Origin of the sequence: Massilia suwonensis (assembly GCF_042655665.1) — a bacterium.
Classification (GTDB): Bacteria; Pseudomonadota; Gammaproteobacteria; order Burkholderiales; family Burkholderiaceae_D; genus Telluria; species Telluria suwonensis.
In genome coordinates this window covers 2,010,518-2,033,891 of record NZ_JBHSMR010000013.1, presented here as the reverse complement: position 1 = coordinate 2,033,891, position 23,374 = coordinate 2,010,518, and the positions used below count along the sequence as shown (strand labels likewise).

The following is a 23,374-nucleotide window of genomic DNA, read 5'->3' as shown; positions in this document are numbered from 1 at the left end:
AGCCGATCTGCGCCCTTCCCATCAAGGCGCCAGCGCCCCGTCGGCACGCAGGTGGCGCGCCAGATAATCCGCCAGTTCCTTGTCCGGTGCCGGCACGGGCGGACCACCGAGGTGGCGCTGCAGCATGCGCAGCACCAGGTGCAGCTGGGCGCGCCGGGCCAGGTCGCTGCGCGCATGGTGCCCTTCGCCGGATGCGACCAGCAGGCTGACCGGGTGGCTGCGTCCAAGCAGGCGCGCGGTGTAATCGGTGACGGCGCCGATCTCGACCTTGTCGTCGATGCTGCCGGCGGCGATCAGGAGCGGGGCACGTACCCTGGCCGTGTGGACCAGTGGCGCATCCAGCTCGAGCCGGCGCATCGCCGCCGCATCGTCCGCACGGATGCCGAGTTCGGCCAAGACCGCACCGAAGGGCGCAGCGCCGTCGCGCGCCGGTGCGGACGCGGCCAGGCGCAGCGCGCGGGCAAAGTCGAGCGGGGGCTGGAGCGCGATCCCGACCTTGAACAGCTCGGGCGTATGGCTCAAGGCGAGCAGCGTCGAATAGCCGCCGAAGGAGGCGCCGAGGATGCCGAGCCGGCGCGCGTCGCCCACGCCTTGCGCCAGCAGCCAGCGCACGCCGTCGACGATATCGGCCTGCACGCGGCCGTTGCCGAAGTCGGCGCCCGGCGCACGCATATAGCGCTCGCCGTAGCCGGTCGAGGCGCGGAAGTTCGACTGGAACACGGCATAGCCGCGGTTCGCCAGCAGCTGCACCAGCGCCGAGTACTCGGCGTCGACGTGGTTCCAGGGGCCGCCGTGCACGAGGGTCAGCAGCGGCAGCGTGGCGGCCGGTCGGCCCGGCGGCAAGCTCAGGTAGCCGTGCACGGTGGCGCCGTCCGATGCCCGATAAGAGAGCGCGACAGTCGATGCGAGTTGCGCTTCCGGAAGCGGCCGGGCGCGCATGCGTTCGGCGCCGAGGATCTCGTTGACCGAGCGCGTCCGCGTATCGTAGAGCCAGAAACGGGGCTGGCTCAGGCGCGCGCCGCGCTCGGCCAGCAGCCAGGTGTATCCACCGGCTTCGATCGTCAGCGAGGCGCCCGGCAGCAGGCGCGCGATGTCGGCCGCCGCGGCGCGGCTCGCCGGATCGAGGCCATGGTGGCGCCGCACGGGCAGGGCGTAAGTGGCCAGCAGCGCTCGCCGCGTGCGCGGCTCGAACACGACCGTTTCGAGATCGGCCAGCGCCAGCGGATCGCGGTGCAGGACGCGCGCCGCGCCGCCGGCGAGCGGCTGCTCGGACAGCACCTGGCGGTCGTTCGCCTCGACCGTGCGCATCAGCACGCGCGCGCCGTCGGCGGAGGGCGCCAGCAAGGCGCAGGCGCGGAAGCGCCGGCAGCGCGCCGCCTCGATCCACTTGTCCTTCTCGCGTCGCAGCACAAGCTGATTCTGCTGCGCGTCGCGCACCCGCAGCAGGCGCAGTGCGCCGCTCGCATCGACCAGGAAATCGTCGATCGGCCGCGTGTCTTCATGCAGCAGCTGCGCGCTGCCGTCGGCCTGCACACGCAGAAGGCGATAAGGCCCGCCGGCCGGGTCGCGCTCGCGCACCAGCAGGTGCCGCGGCAGCGCCGGATCGACGCCGGCGAAACGCCGCGCGCGCTCACCGCCGAGGGCGCTCACGCGCCGGCTGGAGCCGTCCTTGAGGTCGAGCGCCGAGACGCCGGCCTCGTTCACCGCGAACAGCAGCGCGCCGTCGCTCGACCAGTGCAGTTCGGTATCGGGACCGATGGCCAGCAGGCGCCGCGATTGGCGTGTAACCGTGTCGAGCAGGAACAGGGTCGCCGTATCGGCTTGCGTGTCGAGATAGGCGAGCCGGTTGCCGTCCGGCGACAGGCGGACCTGGCGCAGCCGCAGCGGGCGCTGGAAATCCTCGGTGTCAAACAGGGGCGCGGGCGCCAGCCGCGCATTGGCCGCAACACTGGTGGCCAGTGAGGGCGCAGCGGCGCAGCTTGCCGCGCCGAGGCAGCACAGCATGCCGACTAAAAACCGCATGGCGGGCCGCATCAGGCAGCCACCGGCACGCCGGCCAATGCGGGGGCAGCCGCGCTGCGTGGCTGCAGCAGCAGGAGCACGCCCAGGCAGGGCAATCCGAGCAGCAGGGCCGCGAGCGTCCAGCCGTACCGGCGCGCCGGCGATACGCGGGCACGACGCAGCCCGGTCCAGGCAACGAGGCTCGATAGCAGCGCGGCGCCGATGGCCCAGGCGACGACCTCCTGCGGACGGCGCTGGCCGACGATGTCGACAAAGGCGCTGCGATCCGGCACGCCGATGTCGCCGTTCTCGATCAGGGCCGGCAGCGCCAGCACGGCGTGCGTCAGGGGCGAGATCCACCAGGCCTTGTGCTCGAAAGGCGCCGCGAAATCGTGGGTGAGCGCACGGTCCGCGATCGTTTGCGTGCGCCCGGCCTCGTCCACGAATAAAACGGTCTGGCGCGCATCGGGTTCGCCCTCGGCCATCTTGCGCCCGTGGTTGAAGGAGAGCAGGGTGCCGTCCAGCAGCGGCGCGACGTCGATGCGTTCGAGTCCGGTGACGCGTCCCGGCAGCGCGATACTGTACAGGCTGCGCACCGGCTGCGCCAGCGAGTCGTCCGGCCGCGCGAATACGATCAGGCGGCGGTCGGTCAGCACGTACCAGCGCGCGCCGATATCCTGCGGTGTGCTGGCCAGGATCTCGGATGCGGGCACCGACAGCACCTCGGTGAAGCGGCGTGACACAGGATCCCTCCGGTACAGGCGGTGCGGCGTCATGATCCAGTTCTCGAAGACGAAGGGCACCGCGTCGAAGGGGACCGGAGAAGCTTCGCCGCCGGCGCCGAAGCTGCCGCGCGCGGCGCCGGTGTGCAGGTCGGCGCCCTCGAAGCGCATGCTGTCGTGGCTGAAGGTCCAGGCCGTGTGGCGTTCCTCGTCGATCCACTGCAGGCTGTCCAGGTTCGTGATCTGGTGCCGCACCGGGAACTGGCGCGTCATGGGAGCGACCGACTCGATGTCGAGCAGCGGCACCTGGCGCGCCCAGTGCGCGGCGCGCGGATCGCTCGATGCCGCCAGCCCGAGCCGGAAGGCGGCGCGGCCGTCGGCGCGCGCCAGTTCGGTGTGGCCCCCTGCTGGCGGCACCGGGCGGTTCAGCGGATGCACCCCAAGCAGCATCTCGCCGTATTGAAAAGCGAGCGAGCCGGCCCACAGCAGGGTGAAATAAAAGCCCAGCTGCAGCGGCAGGCCGGCCGCCAGCAGGGCTGGCAAACGCCGCGGCGGCGCCGTGCGTTCGGGTTTCACGGCGCCCAGCGCCAGGCCGGCCAGCAGCGCGGTGCAGACCGCACCGGGCAGCAGCAGGTCGACGCCCGCGGCCAGGCGCCCCATCAGCAGCACCGGCAGCAGCGTGACCACGGCGGCGCTCAGGCGCCCGTTCAGCATCACGTAGGCGCCGGCCAGCCAGCCGTTCAGGCAGAACAGCACGACGAACAGCACCATCGTGTAGTGGCGCGTATCGACGACACGGGTGCTGAGCAGGTCGGTGAGGCCAATGGCCAGCAGCAGCGGAAGGCCGATCGCCAGCAGGATCAGGCAGCTCGATGCCAGCGCCAGCGCGGCGCCCACGCGCTGCGGCGCGAGCGGGCGGTGCAGCAGCCAGATCCAGCGGCTGGGCTGGCGGTAGGTGCCGAACTGGTAGACGGCGAAGCCGAAGCCGCACAGCACGTAAAACAGCAGGAACACGGCATGCGGCTGCCAGGACAGCAGCAGCGGATCGGCCAGGCGGCTGGCGCACAGCTGCAGCACCAGGTGGATGATGGTCGCGATCAGGGCCGCGCCGCGGAAGCGCCGCAGCTCGCTCAGGAACAGTTCTTTCATGGGAGCCTCAGGCGGCAGTAGGGAGGGGCGCATTCGCGACATGGCCGCGCGCGAGAAAACCGTTGATGGCGCGGTCCAGTCCCACCGGCGACTGGTGCACGCTGCGCGCGCCCAGCAGGCGCAGGCGGCTGCCGAAGTCCTGGTCCTGATTCTGGTCGAACACCATCAAGTGCGTGAGGCCGTCGATGAGGCGCACTTCGAGCAGGCCGGGCAGGCTGGCCAGGTCGGGCACGCGGAACGGGAATTCGGCCACCCACAGGTGCACGCGTTCGCAGAAGTCGCCGGGCGCCGACATGTGGCGCAGCGCGCCGCGTTCGAGGATCACCAGGTTGTCGGCGACGCGCTCGATCTCTTCCATCTGGTGCGAGCAGTAGACGATGGTGGCGTCCTCTTCGAGCGTGATGAAGAGCAGGGCCTCGAGGAAGGCGCGCTTGGCGACGACGTCCAGGCCCAGGGTCGGTTCGTCGAGGATCAGCAGATCCGGGCTTTGCGCCAGCGCCAGCGCGAGGTTCACGCCGGCGCGCTCGCCGCGCGAGAGCTGGGCGATCTTCTGGCCGGGCTGCACGTTGAAATTGCGCAGGACCTGGGCATAGCGCTCGGCGTTCCAGCGCGGATACTGGCGCGCCTGCATTGCGGCCAGTTCGGCGATGCGCATCCAGCCGGGCAGGGTGTGTTCCTCGTTGACGAAGCCGATGCGGCCGCGCAGGGCGGGCGTCAAGGCGCCGCTGTCGCAATCGAGCACGCGTGCACTGCCACTGGTAGGCGCGGTGAAGCCGAGCAGGATGCGAAACAGGGACGATTTGCCGGCGCCGTTGGCGCCGACGATGGCGTGGATGCCGCCGCGCGGCAGGGCCAGCGTCAGGCGGTCGAGGGCGGTCTTGCCGCGGTAGCGCAGGCACAGCTCACGGGTGTCGATGGCGTACATCGCGCGCTCCTCAGGCGGTCTTTTTCGGCGCGCACTGCGCCAGTTCGTCGGCGACACGGCGCAGCACCGTGTCGGGCGCGTAGCCCAGGCCGATGACGTCTCCGGTGAAACGCACCACGGCGTCGTCGAGGCGGCGCGCGCGCTCGTCTTCCGACAGGCGCTGGCGCGGCGGCGCCACGAACAGGCCGAGGCCGGGGCGGGCGTCGAGCCAGCCCTCGTTCGTCAGCTCGTTATAAGCCTTTGCCACCGTGTTCGGATTGATCGTCAGCTGCTGCGCCAGGCCGCGCACGCTGGGCACGGCCGCGCCGACCGGCAGTTCGCCGCTGGCGACCAGGCGCCGGACGCCATCGACGATCTGTTTCACGATCGGGCGCGGGTCGCCGGGGCTGATGTTGATGAGCAGGGGAGTGCGTCGGGTCATGGCTGTCTACCTGTACTAGTATTGATAGTACAGTAGCACCGGGTATGAGCCGAGGTCAAGCACTATGCAACACGTTAATTTAAGTAAAACACTTGTTGCTTCAAGCCAACATTTGGTTTTATGCGTAGAATTGATGAAATAGAACGTAGTAATTCATAAACAATATATCGGTTATTCAGCGTTTCCCGGCAACCGATCCGTCTCCGCCCCAAAAGAACACAAATACACGTCATGAATTTGTTATCCAATATGAAGATCGGCCAGCGCCTGGCCCTTGGTTTCGCCGTCGTGCTGGCCCTGTCGATCCTGATCACGGTCATCGGTATCCTGAAACTGGACGCGGTGGCCGACGCCGCCGAACAGATGCTGGACCAGCCGGTCAAGAAGGAACGCATGATCAGCGACTGGGCCAGCAATATCGCCATCGCCGTGATCCGCACCTCGGCCATCATCAAGAGCAGCGATCCTTCGCTCACCGAGTTCTTCGCCAGGAACACGGCGGAGACGAATGCCAAGGCCCAGACCTACCTGAAAGAAGTCGAGCCCCTGCTGACCAGCCCCGAAGAAAAGGCGACCTTCGCCAGGATGATCTCGCTGCGCGGCGCCTACGCGGGCGGGCGCGCCGAAGCGGTGCGCCTCAAAAGCGAAGGCAAGAACGAGGAAGCGATGCAGGTGCACGACAAGGTCTATATCCCGGCGGCCGAAGCCTACCAGGCCAACATCCAGGCCCTGGTGGCGCTGCAGCGCAAGCAGGTCGACGATCTGCGCGGCCAGATCCAGGACATCAAGCGCGAGAGCGGCCGCACCGTGGTCCTGCTCGGCGTCCTGAGCGTGGCCTTCGGCGCCGTGTGCGCCGTGTGGCTGACCCGTTCGATCACCCGTCCGGTGCAGGCAGCCGTGCAGCTGGCGCGCCGCGTCGCCGCCGGCGACCTGACCTCGCGCCGCGAGATCAGTTCGAAGGACGAGATCGGCGCCCTGCAGGACGCGCTGGCCGACATGAACGCCAAGCTGCTCGGCCTGGTCACGGACATCCGCGGCGGCTCGCATGCGATCGCCACGGCCTCGTCGGAAATCGCGGCGGGCAATCTCGACCTGTCCGCGCGCACCGAGCAGCAGGCCGGTTCGCTGGAAGAGACCGCGAGCTCGATGGAAGAGCTGACCTCGACCGTGTCCCAGAACGCCGGCAATGCGCGCCAGGCCAGCATGCTCGCGACCTCGGCCAGCGAAGTGGCGGGCCGCGGCGGCGTGGTGGTGTCGCAGGTGGTGCAGACCATGGCGGCGATTAACGAGTCGTCGAAGAAGATCGCCGACATCGTCGGCGTCATCGACAGCATCGCCTTCCAGACGAATATCCTGGCGCTGAATGCGGCGGTGGAAGCCGCCCGTGCGGGCGAGCAGGGCCGCGGCTTCGCGGTCGTCGCCAGCGAAGTGCGCAACCTGGCGCACCGCTCGGCCGCGGCGGCCAAGGAAATCAAGGTGCTGATCGACGACTCGGTCGCCCGTGTCGACGACGGCGCCAGGCTGGTCGACCAGGCCGGCGCGACGATGAACGACATCGTCGGCAGCGTCAAGCGCGTGACCGACATCATCGGCGAGATCACGGCCGCGACCGACGAGCAGACCGCCGGCATCGGCCAGATCAACGAAGCGATCAACCAGATGGACCAGGTGACCCAGCAGAACGCCGCGCTGGTCGAACAGGCGGCGGCCGCATCGGGCGCGATGCACGAGCAGGCCGACCAGCTGCTGCAGGCGGTCAGCGTGTTCAAGCTGGCCGACGATGCGCAGCAGCCGGCCGTTCGCGGCGCTGCCCACGCGGTGGCGCGCCGTCCGGCCCTGGCATAAGAAGAAGCGCGCGGGCGCGCTGTGCAGCTTGGTTACTGTTCGCCCGCGATCTCTTCCTTGAGCGAGGCCATGTCGATCACGTAGCGGAAACGCACGTCGCCTTTCTCGACCTTTTTATAGGCGTCGTTCACGTCCTGGATGCGGATCATCTCGATCTCCGGTCCGATGCCGTGTTCGGCGCAGAAATCCAGTACTTCCTGGGTCTCGGCCAGGTTGCCGATCAGGGAACCGGCCACCGAGCGGCGCATCTGCGCCATCGCCATGTTGTCGGTCGGCGCCAGCGGCTCGAGCGCGCCGACCACGCACAGCACGCTGTCGCGCTTGAGCAGTTCGACGAAGGGGTTCAGGTCGTGTTTCTCGGGCACGGTCGAGAGCATGAAGTCGAAGCTCTTCTCCAGTTCTTCCAGCGCCTTTTTGTCCTTCTCCAGCACCGCCTGGAAGCCGAGCTTCTGCGCTTCCTCGATCTTCTCTTTCGTCGTCGTGAACAGCGTCACCTCGGCGCCCATCGCTTTCGCGATTTTCGCGGCCATGTGACCAAGGCCGCCCATGCCGATGATGCCGACCTTGTCACCCGCCTTCACGCCCCAGTGCTTCATCGGAGAGTAGGTCGTCACGCCGGCGCACAGGATCGGGGCCGCCACTTCCGGCTTCAGGCTGGCCGGAATCTTGAGGACAAAATCTTCCTTCACCACCAGCAGGTTCGAGTAGCCGCCGAAGGTGTTGTCCTTGCCGTAGATGTTCTCGCCGGCCTGCGATTTCGGGACCATCGGGCCGTTGTAGGTCGCCAGCCAGCTGTTCGGGCTGCCGCAGTAATTCTGGTCGCCGCACTTGCAGGCTTCGCACTGGCCGCAGCTGTCGATCATGCAGCCGACGCCGACGATATCGCCCACCGCATGGCGCTTCACGGCCGGGCCGACTTTCGTGACGCGGCCGACGATCTCGTGGCCGGGCACGCAGGGATAGACCGTATTCGACCACTCGTTCTTCACCTGGTGGATGTCGGAATGGCAGACGCCGCAGTACAACACATCGATTTCGACTTCGTGCGCGCCCGCTTCCTCGCGTTCGAATTCATAGGGTTTCAGGCGGCTGTAGGAATGCTTGGCCGCGTAGCCGGTGACCTTGATCATGTTCGCTCCTGGTAGATGGAGCGGGGACGATAGGCGCGGCGTCTGCTCGCGTCTGTTAGATCACGCGCTCAGGGCGCAGCTGCAATGTATTCGAGGCGCATCGTTCGGGTGCTAGACTCGGCACATCGCTTGCCAACAGGAGGAACCATGCGACTCAACCGATATGCCGGCGCCATCCTGCTCGCCGCCGGACTGCAGGGCGCGGCCTGTGCGGCGCCCGATCCGAAGGCGCAGGCCGAGATCGCGCACCTGCTCGACTATGTCGCAACGCCGGGCTGCCAGTTCAATCGCAACGGCAGCTGGCACGAGGGAGCCGAAGCGCGGGCGCATTTGAAGAAGAAATACGACTATCTGCTCAAGCGCGACCTGGTGACGAATGCGGAGTCCTTCATCGAGCGGGCGGCGACCGAGAGCAGCATGAGCGGGAAGCCGTATCAGGTGAGGTGCGGGGGAGGGAAGGCGGTGGCGAGCGGGCCGTATTTGACGGAGGAGTTGAAGCGGTTTCGGGGGCGGGCGGGCAAATAATGGTACGCGGCGATCGCGGGGCGCGTTGACGTGATCGGTTCGCGGCCGTCCATTCGGCGGGCAAGCCCGCCCTACGGTGCACCTCGGCCACGGGTGTCGTAGGGCGGGCATGCCCGCCGATTTTTAGCCCAGCTGTAAGCCGTTCTCCTCGCACCATCCCGCCAGCACGGCCCGCGTCTGCGCTTCCCGAAAATCATGCCACCGGTCCGTCAAGCCGCGCTCCTCGACCAGCTCGGAGAAGTGGCGGTAGGCCTCCGAGCGCTTGAACATCTGGCGCACGCCATCGGCGTCGTCGGGCATCGCCGCATCGGCAAAATCGAAAACCAGTTCGAGCCCGAGGTCGAGCGTGCGCATATGCGGCACCGGAACGTAGCGCGGCGAAGTATCGATATCGTCCGGCAAAGGCGCCAGTTCCTCGTCCACCATCTCCGAGCGGATCAGCACCTGGCCCGTATCGAGGGATACCCAGGCCTGGTCCGAGGTGCCCGATTCGGACACGATCAGCACCGCGTCTTCGAGGTCGTTTGCATCCACAGTAGGCATCGTCTTCTCCAAAAAGTAAAAAAGCCTGCAAGGCGCGAACCCTGCAGGCTTGATTGTGCAGCAGGACGCCGGCGAACCGGCGCCCGGATGCGGCATTTACATCATGCCGTCCATACCGCCCATGCCGCCCATGCCACCCATGCCGCCCATGCCGCCGGCCGGCTTGTCTTCGACGACTTCCGAGACCATGCAGTCGGTGGTCAGCATCAGGCCGGCGATCGACGCTGCGTTCTGCAGTGCCGAGCGGGTGACCTTGGCTGGGTCCAGCACGCCCATTTCGACCATGTCGCCGTAGGTGCCGTTGGCGGCGTTGTAGCCGTAGTTGCCCTGGCCGGCCAGCACGCCCGAGACGACGACCGATGCTTCTTCGCCTGCGTTCTGGACGATCATGCGCAGCGGCTCTTCCATTGCGCGCAGGACGATCTTGATGCCGGCTTCCTGGTCAGGATTGTCGCCTTGCACTTGCAGGTTGGCGCGGGCACGCAGCAGGGCGACGCCGCCGCCTGGCACGATGCCTTCTTCAACCGCGGCGCGGGTGGCGTGCAGCGCGTCTTCCACGCGTGCTTTCTTTTCCTTCATTTCGACTTCGGTGGCAGCGCCAACCTTGATCACGGCAACGCCGCCGGCCAGCTTGGCCACGCGCTCTTGCAGCTTCTCGCGGTCGTAGTCCGAGGTCGCTTCTTCGATCTGGATACGCACTTGCTTGACGCGCGCTTCGATGTTTTCAGCCGAACCTGCACCGTCGATGATGATGGTGTTTTCCTTGCCGACTTCGATACGCTTGGCCTGGCCCAGTTCCGCCAGCGTGACCTTTTCCAGGGTCAGGCCGACTTCTTCGGCGATCACCTGGCCGCCGGTCAGGACAGCGATGTCTTCCAGCATGGCCTTGCGACGGTCGCCGAAGCCAGGAGCCTTGACGGCAACGGTCTTCAGGATGCCGCGGATGTTGTTGACGACCAGGGTCGCCAGCGCTTCGCCTTCGATGTCTTCGGCGATGATGACCAGCGGACGGCCGGCTTTTGCAACTTGCTCCAGCACCGGCAGCAGGTCACGGATGTTCGAGATCTTCTTGTCGCACAGCAGGACGAACGGATTGTCGTGGATGGCGACTTGCTTGTCCGGGTTGTTGATGAAGTAAGGCGACAGGTAGCCGCGGTCGAACTGCATGCCTTCGACGATGTCGAGTTCGTCGTTCAGCGACTTGCCGTCTTCGACGGTGATGACGCCTTCCTTGCCGACCTTTTCCATCGCTTCAGCGATGCGCTCGCCGATCGAGTAGTCCGAGTTGGCCGAGATCGCGCCGACTTGCGCGATTTCCTTCGAGGTGGTGCATGGCTTGGCGATCTTGGCCAGTTCTTCGACGGTGGCGGCGACGGCCTTGTCGATGCCGCGCTTCAGGTCCATCGGGTTCATGCCGGCGGCAACGAACTTCATGCCTTCGCGCACGATGGCTTGTGCCAGCACGGTCGCGGTGGTGGTGCCGTCGCCGGCGTTGTCGCTGGTTTTAGAGGCGACTTCCTTGACCATCTGCGCGCCCATGTTCATGAGCTTGTCTTTGAGTTCGATCTCTTTCGCGACCGAGACGCCGTCCTTGGTGACGGTCGGTGCGCCGAAGGCGCGATCCAGCACGACGTTGCGGCCTTTAGGACCCAGGGTGACTTTGACTGCGTTGGCGAGGATGTTGACGCCTTCAACCATCTTGGCGCGCGCTGCGTCGCCGAAAATAACTTCTTTAGCTGCCATTTTTTATTTCTCCGAGAGAGTTTCTGAGGGGAGGATTACTTGACCAGCACGGCCATGATGTCTTCTTCGCGCATCACCAGCAGTTCCTGGCCGTCGACCTTGACGGTCTGGCCCGAATACTTGCCGAACAGGACGCGGTCGCCAACCTGGACTTCCAGTGCACGGACTTGACCGTTGTCCTGGACTTTGCCGTTGCCGACAGCCAGGATCTCGCCCTGGTCTGGTTTCTCGGCGGCTGCATCAGGAATGATCAGGCCGGAGGCAGTCTTGGTTTCCTGGTCGAGACGCTTCACGATAACGCGATCGTGCAGAGGGCGAAGGTTCATGCAAAACTCCTTTATTCAGTGGTTTGGACTAGCTTTGTTTGCGTTGTGTGCCGCGTCGCATCTGCGCCGCGGCCTGGAAGAGGTTGTTAGCACTCTCATCTAACGAGTGCTAATTATAGGGACGATAATGGGGCATTTCAAGCGGCCATGTTGCGAAATAAACTGCATTGAGCTGATCGTGCTCAAACCATGCCTGGTGGATGAGTTGCCAGTTCGCCATGGCGCGAAGACAAAGCGGAGAGACTAGCACCGATGGCGCGGGGCTTGACGCACTGTTGGCGGGCGATTGATCGGGATCAAAGTGTTAAGAAATCCAGTCAAGTCGCATGACACGCTATCATGTTGACTGTCAAACCATATCAGACCTATAGTTACGAATGATTTCCGAATTCCAAGACCTATCCGACAAAATCGAGCGCCTTGCTGCGCTGGTCGGATCGCTGCGCCGCGAGAACGCGCTCCTGCAGCAGACCAACAAGCTGCTGAGCGAAGAGAACATGGCCTATCTCGAGCGCCTGACCGAAGTCCAGCACCGGGTCGAAGCCGTGATCGAGCAACTGCCGGCGCCGGAAGAAGAGGAAGACGAAGACGCCGAACCCGTTGATGCCGAGGCCGCCCGATGATTTACCTGGATGTGACGATCATGGGCCAGCCCTACCGCCTGGCCTGCAAGGAAGGCGAGCAGGCGACGCTGCGCGATGCCGTGCGCTACCTCGACGGCAAGATGACCGCGCTGCGCGACTCCGGGAAAGTGAAGGGCAACGACCGCATCGCGGTCATGGCCGCGCTCAGCGTGGCGGCAGAATTCCTGTCGGTCAAGTCGCCGCAGGGACCCTTGTCGGACATGACGATGCTCGAAGTGAAACAAAAACTCGAGGTCATGCACAGCGTCCTCGACCAGGCCCTGGCACCGCAAGAAAATTTGTCCTGAGCGGCCAAATTCGTTTGACATGAAGCCTCAAGCGAGTAAACTGCGAGGCACCCTGCGGTGTTCGAGATTGCCATATATTCCTTGAACCATTTACATGCATAGGTTGCGGGATAGTGTTTGATGGGCGTGAGCGTCGCTAGATCGACGAACCCGAAATTGGACTGACTGTGACCACCTTGAGCCATCAGGTTCGGGATGCCGGCAAAAAACGGCACAGGCGGGGCTACATTCCATGAAAGCGGTTGCGGGCAAATGCACGCAGCCGTTTTTTTATGCCCGCTTATTTTTGGAGTCCCAAGCAGATGCGCTACTGGTTGATGAAATCCGAACCCGATGAAGTCAGTTTCGACGACGTTCTCGCAGCGCCCGGACAGACTGTCGCCTGGTTCGGCGTGCGCAACTACCAGGCCCGTAATTTCATGCGCGATGCGATGCAGGTCGGCGACGGCATCCTGTTTTATCACTCCAGTTGCGCGGTTCCCGGTGTCGCGGGGATTGCAGAAGTCGTGAGCGGCCCTTATCCGGATGCGAGCCAATTCGATAGCGCCGGCAAATACTTCGATCCGAAAGCGACCCAGGCGCAGCCACGCTGGATATCGGTCGACGTGCAGGCAAAAGAGAAGGGCCGTTATCTGCCGCTTTCCGACATGCGCAGCATGCCCGCATTGGAAGACATGGTCCTGCTGCAGAAAGGCAGCCGGCTGTCCATTTCGCCGGTGACGGCCGCTCAATGGAATGCGATTCTCGAGACGATCCGCGCGCCGGGCTAAGGAGGCCGCCGGCTTGCCGCGGCCAATGAAAAGTTGCACGTCAAGAACGCCGGAGAAATACGGTTTGACATAGAATTTGCATTTTCTACTTGTCGGATCCTGCAATGTCATCGGCATCGCCCTCGCTCGCTGCACTCGAAGCCAACCTGACCTCCACGCTGGTCGCCAAGATCCGGGATGTTGCCATCTTCATGTTGTCTCCGGACGGCCGGGTGGCGACCTGGAATGCCGGCGCCCAGCGCGCCAAGGGTTATACGGCCGAGGAGATCATCGGGCATTCCTTCGAATGCTTCTATACCGAGGAAGACCGCCAGGCGGGCCTGCCGCAGCAGGCGCTCGCGGCCGCGCAGTCGGCCGGCGTGTTCGAGATTACCGGCTGGCGCGTGCGCAAGGACGGAACCCGCTTCTGGGCCCACGTCGTGCTCGATCCGCTGTACGACGACGACGGCGTGTTGATCGGCTTCGGCAAGGTGACGCGCGACGTCACCCGCACGCGCGAAGCGCGCGAGCGCGAACGGCGCGCCCAGGATGCGCTGCTGCAGGCGCGCACCGAACAGAGCACGCACCTGCTGCGCCTGTTCGAACAGGCGCCCGGCTTCGTCTGCTTCTTCCGCGGCCCGGAGCACGTGTACGAGCTGCAGAACGACGCCCACCATCGCCTGGCCGGCTACCGCGACATCATCGGCAAGCCGGTGCGGGCGGCGCTGCCCGAGCTGGCCGGGCAGGGCTTCTACGAACTGCTCGACGGCGTGTACGCATCGGGCAAGCCGTATGTCGGCCGCGGCGTGCCGCTCACCGTGCATTCGACCGACGGCGAGCCGGTCGCCAGCTACATCGACTTCATCTACCAGCCGATCTTCGACGAGAACGGCCAGGTACTCGGGATCGTCTCGCAGGGCAGCGACGTGACCGAGCAGGTCATCAATACCCGCAACCTCGCCGCGAAACAGGCCGAGCTGGAACAGACGATCCAGGCCCGTACGGCGGCTCTCGAAGAAGCGCGCGCCCAGCTGGCGCGCGCCAATGCGCTCCAGCTGAGCAACGCCTTTTTCCACAGCCTGTTCGAACAGGCGCCCGGCTTCATCTGCGTGCTGAAGGGACCCGAGCACGTCTTCGAGCTGGCCAACGAGGCTTACCGCAAGCTGACCGGCGAACGCGAGCTGATCGGACGCGGCGTGCGCGAAGCCTTGCCCGACGTCGACGGCCAGGGCTTCTTCGAACTGCTCGACAAGGTGTACCAGAGCGGAACGCCGGTGGTCGGGCAGAGCGTGCAGCTCGAGCTGCAGGAGGAGCCCGGCAAGATCGTCACGCGCTTCATCGATTTCATCTACCAGCCCATCCTCGACGCGCAAGGCCGCTCGACCGGCATCTTCGTGCAGGGCAGCGACGTCACCAAACAGAAGCTGGCTACCGATGAAGTGCAGAAGTACCAGAAGGGCCTGGAAAGCCTGGTCGAGGAACGCACCGCCGAACTGCAGAACGCGCAGGCGGCCTTGCTGCATTCGCAGAAGCTGGAAGCGATCGGCAAGCTGACCGGCGGCGTGGCCCACGACTTCAACAACATCCTGCAGGTTATCGGCGGTAATTTGCAGCTGCTGCGCGACGCCGCGCTGCGCGAGGGCGGCTCCGTCAAGCAGATCGACACCGCCTCCGGCGCCGTGGAGCGCGGCGCGAAGCTGGCCTCGCAGCTGCTTGCCTTCGCGCGCCGCCAGCCGCTGCAGCCGGTGGTGATCAATCCGGCGCGCGTGGTCCAGCAGATGGAAGAGCTGCTGCGCCGGGCGCTGGGCGAGACGGTCGCGGTGGAGACGATCCGCGGCGGCGGGCTGTGGAACACCTGCGTCGATCCGCACCAGCTGGAGAACGTGATCCTGAACCTGGCGATCAATGCGCGCGACGCGATGCCCTCGGGCGGCAAGCTGACGATCGAACTGGGCAACGCCATGCTCGACGACGAATACGTGGCGAACCAGCACGACCTGACGCCCGGTCAGTACGTCATGATCGCGGTCTCCGACAACGGCTGCGGCATGAGCCGCGATGTGCTCGAACGCGCCTGCGAACCCTTCTTCACGACCAAGCCGGAAGGCCGCGGCACCGGCCTGGGCCTGTCGATGGCCTATGGCTTCGTCAAGCAGACCGGCGGCCACTTCAAGATCTATACCGAAGTCGGACACGGCACCACGATCAAGATGTATTTCCCGCGCTCCTACAAGGCCGAGGCGAGCGAGCCGGTCGCCAAGGGTGGGCCTGTCACGGGCGGCAACGAAACCATCCTGGTGGTCGAGGACGATCTCGCGGTCCAGGCCACCGTCGTGGAAATGCTGCGCAGCCTGGGCTACAAGGTCATGAAGGCCGACCATGCGGCCGCCGCGCTGGCGATCCTCGGCAGCGGCGTGCCGATCGACCTGCTGTTCACCGACGTCGTCATGCCGGGCGAACTGCGCAGCCCCGAGCTGGCCCGCCAGGCGCGCCTGCTCCATCCGGACATCGAAGTCCTGTTCACCTCGGGCTATACCCAGAACGCCATCGTCCACGACGGCAAGCTCGATGTGGGCGTGCAGCTGCTGTCGAAGCCCTACGCGCGCGACCAGCTGGCGCGCAAGCTGCGCCAGATGCTGTCCAGGGAACCGCTCCAGGCCACGCGCACCGAAGCGCCCGCGCCGCTCGAACGCGTCGGCGCCACCCGGCGCGTGCTGTTCGTCGACGACGACCCGGATTTGCTGGCCACGACCTGCGCGCTGCTCGAAATGCTGAACCAGCGCGTCGACGGTACGGCCAACGCGGCCGATGCGCTGGCCCTGTTGGAGCGCAACCATTACGACGTCTTCATCACGGACTACGAGCTGCCCGACATGAACGGAATCGAACTGGCGCGGCGCGCGCGGCAGGGCAGGCCGGACCTGAAGATCGTGGTCGCGACCGGCTATGGACACCTGGACGAAGCGCAGGCCCTGGGCGCGGCCAGCTTGCCCAAGCCCTTCTCGCCGGCCGATCTCAAGCGCATCCTCGCGTAAGCGTTGCCGATCCGCTGCCTTGCGCGAAAGTGCTTGACGATAGTTAGATGATTAGCTAATAATCGATTCCATGAGCACTGTCTTCAAAGCCCTGTCCGATCCGACCCGCCGCAAGGTCCTGCAACTGTTGCAGGCCGGACCCATCGGCGCGGGGGAACTGGCCGACATGTTCGACGTCTCGAAGCCGACCATGTCGGCCCACTTCGCCGTGCTGGTCAATGCCGGCCTGATCGAGGCCGAGAAGCAGGGCAGGAACGTCACCTACCGCCTCAAGCTGTCGGTACTGGAGGAAGCCTTACTCGCTTTTGCGCAAACGTTTGGATTGCAGGTCACGCGGCCGGAAGCCGGCCTTTCCGAAGTCGAATCGAAACAGGAGAAGTCATGAAGCGAGCTTTCCCCTTGGGCCGTTCTGTGTTGGGCGCAGCAATCATCATCGGCGGCGCTGCCGTACTGAAATGGGCGGCGCCCGAATACCTGTCGCCCGAGTGGGCGCAGCGCCTGCTTGGCGCGCTGCTCGGTTTCATCGTCGTGGTCTACGCGAACGTGCTTCCGAAGTCGCTCACGCAACTGGCGCGGCTGCGCTGCTCCCCCGCCGCCGAGCAGGCCGCGCGCCGCTTCGCCGGCTGGAGCCTGGTGCTGGGCGGCCTCGGCTACATGCTCGCCATGCTGCTCGCGCCATTGGCGAGCATGTATCTGGTCGGCGGCACGCTGCTGGCCGTGGCCCTGGCCGCGGCCCTGCTGCGCTGCTTCGGCGTCCGGTCGACTGCGGCCTGACCGCGAGCGGCGACTGAATCCGGGCAGCGTCGCACGGCTGCACCCGCATTCGGCTAGTATGCTGGTCTCATCCGTTCGATAAGGCTGGCCGATGGCTTCACCGTTGATGTTTTCTCCCGCCGCAGGCCGTGCCTGCGTGCTCCATTGCGCAGGGGAGGCCGCATGGACCCGTTCATGATCCTGGCCCTGCTCGGCATGGGCTGCTTCGGCGGCTTCGCTGCCGGCCTGCTCGGGATCGGCGGCGGCATGATCCTGGTACCCTTCATCACCATGGTGCTCACGGCGCGCGACGTGCCCGAAGCGCTGGTGGTGCACATGGCGATCGCCACCTCGCTTGCCACCATCATGTTCACCTCGCTGTCTTCGGTGCGCGCGCACCACAAGCATGGCGCCGTCGTGTGGCGCATCGTGGCGCTGCTGGCGCCGGGCATCCTGGTCGGTTCGACGATCGGACCGTGGATCGGCAAGCAGATGGATGCATCGACGCTGGCCTGGTTCTTCGGCGCCTTCGTCGCCTTCTCGGCCACGCAAATGCTGATCAATAAAAAGCCGGCCGCGGCGCGCGAATTGCCGGGAACGGCCGGCATGTTTACGGCGGGCGGCGTGATCGGCGTGCTGGCCGGACTGGTGGGGGCGGGCGGCGGTTTCGTGTCGGTGCCGTTCATGACCTGGTGTAACGTGCGCATCCACAATGCGGTCGCCACCAGCGCGGCGCTCGGTTTTCCGATCGCCTTCGCGGGCACGATCGCGAACGTGTTCTATGGATGGGGCGAGCCGGGACTGCCGGATTATTCGCTCGGCTTCATTTATTTGCCGGCGCTCGCGATCATCGTCGCGGCCAGCGTGATGACGGCGCCGCTGGGGGCGCGGACCGCGCACCGGATGCCGGTGCGCCAGTTGCAGAAGGTGTTTGCGGTGCTCTTGTACGCCTTGGCGACCTACATGTTCTGGAAAGCGGCCACGTAAGCCCTTAAACGACAACGGCGCCCTGGGCGCCGTTGTCGTTTATGCTCGTACGGCTTGTTTGCCGTCACGAGAGTATGCCCAGGCCAGCATGATCAGCGCCGCGACGATCATCGGCAGCGAGAGCACCTGTCCCGAGGTGATCGGCAGGCCGGCCACCGTCGTCTCCCAGTCCGGCACGCGGAACCATTCGGTGAAGAAGCGCGCGCAGCCGTACAGCAGGGTGAACATGGCGCCGACTGCCAGGCGTGGACGCGCCTTGCGCGCGAAGGGCCACAGGATCAGGAACACCAGCAGGCCGTCGATCAGCATCTGATAGATCGGCGACGGATGGCGCAGGGTATCCAGGTAACCGACCCCGTTCGGGTTCGGCCACAGCATCGCCCAGGGCAGGCTCGGATCGGCGACGCGGCCCGGCAATTCGTGGTTGATGAAATTGCCCAGGCGCCCGGCCGCGTAGCCGAGCGGGACCATCGGGGCGATGAAGTCGTAGACGTCGAGCAGGTTGCGTCCGGCTTTACGCGCCCACAGCGCCATCGCGATCAGCACGCCGAGGAAGCCGCCGTGGAAGGACATCCCGCCTTTCCAGACCTGGAAGATCTCGATCGGATTGGCGAAGAAATGGGCCGGCTGGTAGAACAGCACTTCGCCCAGGCGCCCGCCGATCACGACCCCGAGCATGCCGTAGAACAGCATGTCGTCCAGGTCCTCGTTCTTCCAGCCCTGCGCGGCGATGTGCGCCTGTTTCACGCGCACGCGGCCCAGGATCAGGAACTGGGCGAAGGCGACCACGTACATCAGGCCGTACCAGTGGATGTCGACCGGGCCGAGCGAGAAGGCGATCGGATCCGGATTCGGGTGTACCAGCATATCTATTCTTTCCTCAGTAATTCCAAAAAGCCCCGCAGCACCGGCGAGACATTGTCGCGGCGCCAGGCCAGGCCCAGTTCTACGAGCGGCGTGGGGCCGGCCAGGGCACGGTATTCTACGCCGGGGCGCATCAGGTTCGACACGGATTGTGGCACAAGTGCCAAGCCCATGCCCGCGGAGACGAGGCTGACGATGGTTTGCATCTGGATCGCTTCCTGGCCAATCTCCGGCGACAGGCCAGCCTCGTGGAAGCAGCTGAGGATGGCGTCGTGCAGGGCCGGTGCGCTCTTGCGCGGGAAAATGATCAGGGGCAGGTGGCGCAGCGTTTTCAGATCGACCGGTTTGCGGCCGGCGGGCAGCAGGCCGGCAGGCGCGCACAGGACGAGCGGTTCTTCCAGCACTTTCATGTAGTCCAGCTGGGCCTGCGCCTTTTCCGACAGCGGCGGGATCAAGAGGCCGGCGTCGATGCGTTCATGCAGGAGATCGTCTACCTGCACATCGGTCGTCGCTTCCTGCAGCACCAGGTGCACGTTCGGGTAGGCCGCGCTGTAGTCGCGCAGCAGGCCGGGCAGGACGCTGTAGTCGGCCGGCGTGACAAAGGAGAGCGCCAGGCGTCCCGATTCGCCGGCAGCGGCGCGGCGCACCAGCTCCGGCAGGCCGGCGGCGCCATCGAGCAGGCGGCGCGCCTCGGGCAGCAGGGCGGCGCCGGCCGGCGTCAGTTCGACCTGGCGCCGGGTACGCAGGAACAGCGGCGCGCCCAGGGTCTCTTCCAGCGCGGCGATCGTCTGCGACAGCGGCGGCTGGGTCATGTGCAGGCGCTCGGCGGCGCGGCCGAAGTGCAGCTCTTCGGCCACGGTCAGAAAATAGCGCAGCTGGCGTAATTCGAGATTCATTCGATATTCATTTCCATTGGATTTTATAAGACTGATATGTTTCGCATATCAATCTTATATTTGACGCTCCCGATCGCGCAAGGCATGCTCACAAGACCGCTTCCAGGGAGTGCATCATGGCCGACCAACCGCGCTACAACCGCCGTTCCCGCAACGTTACCGAAGGCGTCGCCCGCAGCCCGAACCGCTCGATGTACTACGCGATGGGCTATCGCGATGAGGATTTCGGCAAGCCGATGATCGGCATCGCCAACGCTCACTCGACCATCACGCCCTGCAACTCCGGCCTGCAAAAGCTGGCCGACGCCGCGGTCGCCACCGTCAAGGCCAGCGGCGCCAATCCGCAGGTGTTCGGCACGCCGACCATTTCCGACGGCATGTCGATGGGCACCGAGGGCATGAAGTTCTCGCTGATCTCGCGCGAAGTGATTGCCGACTGCATCGAAACCTGCGTCAACGGCCAATGGATGGACGGCGTCGTCGTGATCGGCGGCTGCGACAAGAACATGCCGGGCGGGATGATCGCACTGGCCCGCGCGAACGTGCCCGGCATTTATGTATATGGCGGCACGATCAAGCCGGGGCACTGGAAAGGAAAGGACCTGACCATCGTCTCGAGCTTCGAGGCGGTGGGCGAATTCACGGCCGGGCGCATGAGCCGGGAAGATTTCGAGGGCATCGAACGCAACGCCTGTCCCTCGTCCGGCTCCTGCGGCGGCATGTACACGGCCAATACGATGTCGTCCTCCTTCGAGGCGCTCGGCATGTCGCTGCTGTATTCGTCGACCATGGCCAATCCGGACGACGAAAAGGTAGCGTCCTGCGCGGAGTCGGCGCGCGTGCTGGTCGAGGCCGTGAAGCGCGATTTGAAACCGCGCGACATCATCACCCGACAATCGATCGAGAACGCGGTGTCGCTGATCATGGCGACGGGCGGCTCGACCAACGCCGTGCTGCACTATCTCGCCATTGCCCACGCAGCCGACGTGCCGTGGACGCTGGACGACTTCGAAGCCGTGCGGCGCAAGGTGCCCGTGATCTGCAACCTGAAACCTTCCGGCCAGTACGTCGCTACCGACCTGCACAAGGCGGGCGGCGTGCCGCAAGTGATGAAACTGCTGCTCGATGCCGGCCTGCTGCATGGCGATTGCATCACGATCACCGGCCGCACCCTGGCCGAGGAACTGTCCGAGGTGCCGAGCGTCCCGCGCGCGGACCAGGACGTGATCCGTCCCATCTCCCAGGCCCTGTATGCCCAGGGCCACCTGGCCATCTTAAAAGGTAATCTGTCGCCGGAAGGGGCGGTGGCGAAAATCACCGGCCTGAAAAATCCCGCGATCACGGGACCGGCGCGGGTCTTCGACGACGAGTATTCGGCCATGGACGCCATCCTCGGCGACCGCATCCAGGCCGGCGACGTGCTGGTGCTGCGCTATCTCGGTCCCAAGGGCGGCCCGGGCATGCCGGAAATGCTGGCGCCGACCGGCGCGCTGATCGGCAAGGGACTCGGGGAATCGGTAGGCTTGATCACCGACGGCCGCTTTTCGGGCGGCACCTGGGGCATGGTGGTGGGACACGTCTCGCCGGAAGCTTTCGAGGGCGGCACGATCGCGCTGGTGCAGGAAGGGGATTCGGTGACGATCGATGCGAACCAGTTGCTGATCCAGCTGAACGTGGCGGACGAGGAACTGGCGCGCCGCCGCGCCGCCTGGACCAGGCCGGCGCCACGTTATACGCGCGGGGTGCTGGCCAAGTTCGCAGCGCTGGCATCGAGCGCGAGCAAGGGGGCGGTGACGGGGTAAAGGCTTATTGGTGCCCGTCCAGCGGTTCCGGTTCCGATCCTGTCGGCCTTTTCAGAGGAATGCGAATGCTGAACTCGCTCCCTTTGCCCGGCCCCTCGCTGCGCACTTCGACCGTCCCCTGGTGCAGGTTGACGATCTCGCGCACCACGGCCAGCCCGATGCCGAGCCCGGCGCCGCGGCCTGCCCGTGCATCCTCGGCCTGGGTAAAGACATTGAAAATGTGGGGCAGCAGCTCCGGGCTGATGCCCTGGCCATTGTCCTTCACGTAGCACAGGAAATGGGTCTGGTCGGTGGTCGCTTTCAGCCAGATGCTGCCGCCGTTCGGCGTGTACTTGATGGCATTGTTCAGCAGGTTGGCCATCACCTGCTGCAGGCGGCGCGGATCGACTTCGATCTCGATCGGCACCGAAGGCACGATGGAGCGCACGTGCAGGCTCTTGGCCTGGGCCGCCGGGCAGCAGGTGTCGAGCACTTCCTGGATGAAGTCCTGCAGCTGGACCGTCTCGTAGGCAATGCTCATCTTGCCGGACTGGACCCGCGTCAGGTCGACCAGGTCTTCCACCAGGCGCTCGAGGAAGCCGACCTGGCGGTCCATGATCTTGATCGGGTATTCGAAGCGCGCATGCTGCTCGGGCGAGCGTTTCAGCAGTTCGAGCGCCGTCTTCAGCGGTGAGAGGGGATTGCGCAGCTCGTGCGCGATGGTGCCGATGAACACATCCTTTTCGCTCTGGCGGGCGTTGCAGTCCTGCAGGATGTTTTCCAGGTATTTCATGCGCGCGCGCAGGTGGGTGGCGTCCCGAAAAATCTTGACGAAGCCGGAGGGCTGGCCGGCCTCATCCTTGAGCATGATGCTGACGCCGCTGGCCCAGAAGCGCGAACCATCCTTGCGCATGTGCCAGCGCTCGTCCTCGCCGGCGCCGAGCAGGCGCGCCATGTTGGCTTCGTGTTCGTCGAGCTTGCGGTCGCGGTCTTCGGGCACGAAGATCGTCGCGATCGATTGGCCCAGCAGCTCCTGCGCCGTCCAGCCGGTGATGGTGCAGGCGCCTTCGTTCCAGCCCGTGATGCGGCGCTCGATGTCGTAGAACATGACGCCGTACTGGTGCGTGTCCTCCAGCATCAGGCGCGTCAGCGCCGCGGCTTGTTCCTCGGTCCAGTGGCTGGTCAACACATCCTGCATGCGCGGTTCCCGTATGTAGCGTGGTCATTCATTCTACATAAAGGCTATCCGCGTCGAATTTAGTTTGCTAGTAGGAAAGATTAGCGCTTGTCGAAGGAGTTCTTGACGCGCGCCTTGCGCCGCTTGTCATCCTCATCGTGGGCCTTCTTCTTGTCCCAGCCGAGCAGGGGCTCCACGTATTCGAACCAGACGAAGGCGAACACCATCAGGCCGACGATCCACCACCAGGACAGGTCGGCGAAGCGCCAGACTTCGAAAAAACGCAGCGCGACGAGCGCGGCAATCAGCAGGATCAATGGCATAGGGTTCTCCGGAATCCGGCCATCTTACAAACAAATTAGTGCTCTGTGGCAAAATATGGCGAGGCCGTGGAAACCGTACAACCACAAAACGTAAGCGAGGTTACAGAGTGTGACGAAGGGCTTCGCTCGACGGAAACACGGTAGAATGCAAGCATTACCTATGGAGAGTCAGATGAAACGTTCTTTGGTCTTGTTCGGTGTGTTGTCGGTCCTGGCATCGTCGAGCGCCTTCGCGCAAGCCGACCTGGCGAAAGCGAAGAATTGCATGGCCTGCCACGCCGTCGGCACCAAGCTGGTCGGTCCAGCCTACAAGGATGTGGCCGCCAAATATGCCGGTCAAAAAGGCGCGGAAGACAAGCTGGTCGCCAAAGTCATGAAAGGCGGTTCCGGCGCCTGGGGCCCGGTCCCGATGCCGGCCAATCCGCAGGTGAGCGAAGCGGAAGCGCGCAGCCTGGTGAAGTGGGTGCTGGCGACCAAATAAGTCGACGGGCAGTCCCAATGAAAAAGCGCGCCGGCAATGCCAGGCGCGCTTTTTGTTTGTGCAGGTG

At 65.1% G+C, this 23,374-nt stretch carries 23 protein-coding genes and 1 other RNA gene; 12 read left to right on the top strand and 12 right to left on the bottom strand.

The genetic code is table 11. From position 1 onward, the window contains the following. Nucleotides 1-21: 21 nt before the first annotated feature. Genes ACFPQ5_RS17290 through ACFPQ5_RS17275 form a run of 4 tightly spaced genes read right to left on the bottom strand, consistent with a single transcriptional unit; the run spans nucleotide 22 to nucleotide 5,218 of the window. On the bottom strand, nucleotides 22-2,022 hold the full coding sequence (locus ACFPQ5_RS17290) for a S9 family peptidase (RefSeq protein ID WP_379758393.1): 2,001 nt from the start codon (nucleotides 2,020-2,022) through the stop codon (nucleotides 22-24). An 11-nt stretch (nucleotides 2,023-2,033) separates the two neighbouring features. Beyond that, nucleotides 2,034-3,872, bottom strand: a complete 1,839-nt coding sequence (locus tag ACFPQ5_RS17285) for a hypothetical protein (RefSeq protein ID WP_379758388.1) — start codon at nucleotides 3,870-3,872, stop codon at nucleotides 2,034-2,036. 7 nt (nucleotides 3,873-3,879) lie between these two features. Next, nucleotides 3,880-4,797 (bottom strand): ABC transporter ATP-binding protein, encoded by a 918-nt coding sequence (locus ACFPQ5_RS17280; protein ID WP_379758385.1) that lies wholly within the window; start codon nucleotides 4,795-4,797, stop codon nucleotides 3,880-3,882. 10 nt (nucleotides 4,798-4,807) lie between these two features. Beyond that, nucleotides 4,808-5,218, bottom strand: a complete 411-nt coding sequence (locus tag ACFPQ5_RS17275; protein WP_379758382.1) for a GntR family transcriptional regulator — start codon at nucleotides 5,216-5,218, stop codon at nucleotides 4,808-4,810. Between the two features lie 231 nt (nucleotides 5,219-5,449). On the opposite strand from ACFPQ5_RS17275, the gene ACFPQ5_RS17270 reads away from it, so the two are divergent. Further along, a complete protein-coding gene (locus ACFPQ5_RS17270) occupies nucleotides 5,450-7,063 on the top strand; it encodes a methyl-accepting chemotaxis protein (protein WP_379758379.1) in 1,614 nt (537 codons plus the stop codon). 32 nt (nucleotides 7,064-7,095) lie between these two features. Here the strand turns inward: ACFPQ5_RS17270 and ACFPQ5_RS17265 are convergent, their stop codons facing one another. Then, on the bottom strand, nucleotides 7,096-8,193 hold the full coding sequence (locus ACFPQ5_RS17265; protein WP_379758376.1) for an NAD(P)-dependent alcohol dehydrogenase: 1,098 nt from the start codon (nucleotides 8,191-8,193) through the stop codon (nucleotides 7,096-7,098). A 147-nt stretch (nucleotides 8,194-8,340) separates the two neighbouring features. On the opposite strand from ACFPQ5_RS17265, the gene ACFPQ5_RS17260 reads away from it, so the two are divergent. Beyond that, nucleotides 8,341-8,718 carry a YfeK family protein gene (locus ACFPQ5_RS17260; RefSeq protein ID WP_379758373.1) on the top strand — a complete coding sequence of 126 codons (378 nt, stop codon included), beginning with the start codon at nucleotides 8,341-8,343 and terminating at the stop codon, nucleotides 8,716-8,718. A gap of 123 nt (nucleotides 8,719-8,841) precedes the next feature. On the opposite strand, the gene ACFPQ5_RS17255 is transcribed toward ACFPQ5_RS17260, so the two are convergent. The 3 genes from ACFPQ5_RS17255 to groES all read right to left on the bottom strand — a co-directional run bounded on the left by ACFPQ5_RS17255 (nucleotide 8,842) and on the right by groES (nucleotide 11,330). Next, on the bottom strand, nucleotides 8,842-9,261 hold the full coding sequence (locus tag ACFPQ5_RS17255; protein WP_379758370.1) for a hypothetical protein: 420 nt from the start codon (nucleotides 9,259-9,261) through the stop codon (nucleotides 8,842-8,844). A 96-nt stretch (nucleotides 9,262-9,357) separates the two neighbouring features. Then, nucleotides 9,358-11,004, bottom strand: coding sequence for a chaperonin GroEL (groL, locus tag ACFPQ5_RS17250; protein ID WP_379758367.1), 1,647 nt, complete (start codon nucleotides 11,002-11,004; stop codon nucleotides 9,358-9,360). A gap of 35 nt (nucleotides 11,005-11,039) precedes the next feature. After that, nucleotides 11,040-11,330 (bottom strand): co-chaperone GroES, encoded by a 291-nt coding sequence (groES, locus tag ACFPQ5_RS17245; protein WP_056341632.1) that lies wholly within the window; start codon nucleotides 11,328-11,330, stop codon nucleotides 11,040-11,042. 377 nt (nucleotides 11,331-11,707) lie between these two features. On the opposite strand from groES, the gene ACFPQ5_RS17240 reads away from it, so the two are divergent. The 8 genes from ACFPQ5_RS17240 to ACFPQ5_RS17205 all read left to right on the top strand — a co-directional run bounded on the left by ACFPQ5_RS17240 (nucleotide 11,708) and on the right by ACFPQ5_RS17205 (nucleotide 17,785). Further along, entirely contained in the window at nucleotides 11,708-11,953 is a 246-nt protein-coding gene (locus ACFPQ5_RS17240) for a hypothetical protein (protein ID WP_379758363.1), read from the top strand. Then, entirely contained in the window at nucleotides 11,950-12,261 is a 312-nt protein-coding gene (locus ACFPQ5_RS17235) for a cell division protein ZapA (RefSeq protein ID WP_379758360.1), read from the top strand. Before ACFPQ5_RS17240 ends, ACFPQ5_RS17235 begins: the two co-directional genes overlap by 4 nt. A gap of 46 nt (nucleotides 12,262-12,307) precedes the next feature. Further along, nucleotides 12,308-12,489: non-coding RNA, 6S RNA (gene ssrS / locus ACFPQ5_RS17230), on the top strand. Between the two features lie 74 nt (nucleotides 12,490-12,563). Then, complete coding sequence (locus ACFPQ5_RS17225) at nucleotides 12,564-13,031, top strand: EVE domain-containing protein (RefSeq protein ID WP_379760145.1); 468 nt, start codon at nucleotides 12,564-12,566, stop codon at nucleotides 13,029-13,031. 104 nt (nucleotides 13,032-13,135) lie between these two features. Next, complete coding sequence (locus ACFPQ5_RS17220; RefSeq protein WP_379758357.1) at nucleotides 13,136-16,045, top strand: hybrid sensor histidine kinase/response regulator; 2,910 nt, start codon at nucleotides 13,136-13,138, stop codon at nucleotides 16,043-16,045. A 70-nt stretch (nucleotides 16,046-16,115) separates the two neighbouring features. After that, complete coding sequence (locus ACFPQ5_RS17215) at nucleotides 16,116-16,430, top strand: autorepressor SdpR family transcription factor (RefSeq protein ID WP_379758354.1); 315 nt, start codon at nucleotides 16,116-16,118, stop codon at nucleotides 16,428-16,430. Further along, complete coding sequence (locus tag ACFPQ5_RS17210; RefSeq protein ID WP_379758351.1) at nucleotides 16,427-16,819, top strand: hypothetical protein; 393 nt, start codon at nucleotides 16,427-16,429, stop codon at nucleotides 16,817-16,819. The genes ACFPQ5_RS17215 and ACFPQ5_RS17210 overlap by 4 nt, the downstream gene beginning before the upstream one ends. Nucleotides 16,820-16,981: 162 nt before the next feature. Further along, complete coding sequence (locus ACFPQ5_RS17205; protein ID WP_379758348.1) at nucleotides 16,982-17,785, top strand: sulfite exporter TauE/SafE family protein; 804 nt, start codon at nucleotides 16,982-16,984, stop codon at nucleotides 17,783-17,785. A gap of 39 nt (nucleotides 17,786-17,824) precedes the next feature. Here ACFPQ5_RS17205 and lgt read toward each other — a convergent pair whose 3' ends face one another. Both lgt and ACFPQ5_RS17195 read right to left on the bottom strand, forming a co-directional pair. Next, on the bottom strand, nucleotides 17,825-18,652 hold the full coding sequence (gene lgt, locus ACFPQ5_RS17200) for a prolipoprotein diacylglyceryl transferase (RefSeq protein ID WP_379758345.1): 828 nt from the start codon (nucleotides 18,650-18,652) through the stop codon (nucleotides 17,825-17,827). Between the two features lie 2 nt (nucleotides 18,653-18,654). Continuing rightward, the gene (locus tag ACFPQ5_RS17195; protein WP_379758342.1) at nucleotides 18,655-19,545 is read right to left on the bottom strand and encodes a LysR family transcriptional regulator; all 891 of its coding nucleotides are present in this window, start codon (nucleotides 19,543-19,545) and stop codon (nucleotides 18,655-18,657) included. Between the two features lie 116 nt (nucleotides 19,546-19,661). Between ACFPQ5_RS17195 and ilvD the strand changes: the two genes are divergently transcribed. Further along, nucleotides 19,662-21,347, top strand: coding sequence for a dihydroxy-acid dehydratase (gene ilvD / locus ACFPQ5_RS17190; RefSeq protein WP_379758339.1), 1,686 nt, complete (start codon nucleotides 19,662-19,664; stop codon nucleotides 21,345-21,347). Between the two features lie 4 nt (nucleotides 21,348-21,351). Here the strand turns inward: ilvD and ACFPQ5_RS17185 are convergent, their stop codons facing one another. Together ACFPQ5_RS17185 and ACFPQ5_RS17180 are read right to left on the bottom strand one after the other, a co-directional pair. Next, nucleotides 21,352-22,524 carry an ATP-binding protein gene (locus tag ACFPQ5_RS17185; protein WP_379758336.1) on the bottom strand — a complete coding sequence of 391 codons (1,173 nt, stop codon included), beginning with the start codon at nucleotides 22,522-22,524 and terminating at the stop codon, nucleotides 21,352-21,354. An 80-nt stretch (nucleotides 22,525-22,604) separates the two neighbouring features. Continuing rightward, nucleotides 22,605-22,826, bottom strand: a complete 222-nt coding sequence (locus ACFPQ5_RS17180; RefSeq protein ID WP_379758333.1) for a TIGR04438 family Trp-rich protein — start codon at nucleotides 22,824-22,826, stop codon at nucleotides 22,605-22,607. A gap of 172 nt (nucleotides 22,827-22,998) precedes the next feature. Between ACFPQ5_RS17180 and ACFPQ5_RS17175 the strand changes: the two genes are divergently transcribed. Continuing rightward, complete coding sequence (locus tag ACFPQ5_RS17175) at nucleotides 22,999-23,307, top strand: c-type cytochrome (RefSeq protein WP_379758330.1); 309 nt, start codon at nucleotides 22,999-23,001, stop codon at nucleotides 23,305-23,307. The last annotated feature ends 67 nt before the right edge of the window (nucleotides 23,308-23,374 follow it).

Coding starts and splice junctions, on each gene's coding strand:
- ACFPQ5_RS17225 (WP_379760145.1), top strand. CDS start 12,564: ATGCGCTACTGGTTGATGAAATCCGAACCCGATGAAGTCAGTTTCGAC.
- ACFPQ5_RS17215 (WP_379758354.1), top strand. CDS start 16,116: ATGAGCACTGTCTTCAAAGCCCTGTCCGATCCGACCCGCCGCAAGGTC.
- groL (WP_379758367.1), bottom strand. CDS start 11,004: ATGGCAGCTAAAGAAGTTATTTTCGGCGACGCAGCGCGCGCCAAGATG.
- ACFPQ5_RS17185 (WP_379758336.1), bottom strand. CDS start 22,524: ATGCAGGATGTGTTGACCAGCCACTGGACCGAGGAACAAGCCGCGGCG.
- ACFPQ5_RS17285 (WP_379758388.1), bottom strand. CDS start 3,872: ATGAAAGAACTGTTCCTGAGCGAGCTGCGGCGCTTCCGCGGCGCGGCC.
- ilvD (WP_379758339.1), top strand. CDS start 19,662: ATGGCCGACCAACCGCGCTACAACCGCCGTTCCCGCAACGTTACCGAA.
- ACFPQ5_RS17220 (WP_379758357.1), top strand. CDS start 13,136: ATGTCATCGGCATCGCCCTCGCTCGCTGCACTCGAAGCCAACCTGACC.
- ACFPQ5_RS17235 (WP_379758360.1), top strand. CDS start 11,950: ATGATTTACCTGGATGTGACGATCATGGGCCAGCCCTACCGCCTGGCC.
- ACFPQ5_RS17210 (WP_379758351.1), top strand. CDS start 16,427: ATGAAGCGAGCTTTCCCCTTGGGCCGTTCTGTGTTGGGCGCAGCAATC.
- ACFPQ5_RS17175 (WP_379758330.1), top strand. CDS start 22,999: ATGAAACGTTCTTTGGTCTTGTTCGGTGTGTTGTCGGTCCTGGCATCG.
- ACFPQ5_RS17290 (WP_379758393.1), bottom strand. CDS start 2,022: ATGCGGTTTTTAGTCGGCATGCTGTGCTGCCTCGGCGCGGCAAGCTGC.
- ACFPQ5_RS17240 (WP_379758363.1), top strand. CDS start 11,708: ATGATTTCCGAATTCCAAGACCTATCCGACAAAATCGAGCGCCTTGCT.
- ACFPQ5_RS17260 (WP_379758373.1), top strand. CDS start 8,341: ATGCGACTCAACCGATATGCCGGCGCCATCCTGCTCGCCGCCGGACTG.
- ACFPQ5_RS17265 (WP_379758376.1), bottom strand. CDS start 8,193: ATGATCAAGGTCACCGGCTACGCGGCCAAGCATTCCTACAGCCGCCTG.
- ACFPQ5_RS17195 (WP_379758342.1), bottom strand. CDS start 19,545: ATGAATCTCGAATTACGCCAGCTGCGCTATTTTCTGACCGTGGCCGAA.
- ACFPQ5_RS17180 (WP_379758333.1), bottom strand. CDS start 22,826: ATGCCATTGATCCTGCTGATTGCCGCGCTCGTCGCGCTGCGTTTTTTC.
- ACFPQ5_RS17255 (WP_379758370.1), bottom strand. CDS start 9,261: ATGCCTACTGTGGATGCAAACGACCTCGAAGACGCGGTGCTGATCGTG.
- groES (WP_056341632.1), bottom strand. CDS start 11,330: ATGAACCTTCGCCCTCTGCACGATCGCGTTATCGTGAAGCGTCTCGAC.
- ACFPQ5_RS17280 (WP_379758385.1), bottom strand. CDS start 4,797: ATGTACGCCATCGACACCCGTGAGCTGTGCCTGCGCTACCGCGGCAAG.
- ACFPQ5_RS17205 (WP_379758348.1), top strand. CDS start 16,982: ATGGACCCGTTCATGATCCTGGCCCTGCTCGGCATGGGCTGCTTCGGC.
- ACFPQ5_RS17270 (WP_379758379.1), top strand. CDS start 5,450: ATGAATTTGTTATCCAATATGAAGATCGGCCAGCGCCTGGCCCTTGGT.
- ACFPQ5_RS17275 (WP_379758382.1), bottom strand. CDS start 5,218: ATGACCCGACGCACTCCCCTGCTCATCAACATCAGCCCCGGCGACCCG.
- lgt (WP_379758345.1), bottom strand. CDS start 18,652: ATGCTGGTACACCCGAATCCGGATCCGATCGCCTTCTCGCTCGGCCCG.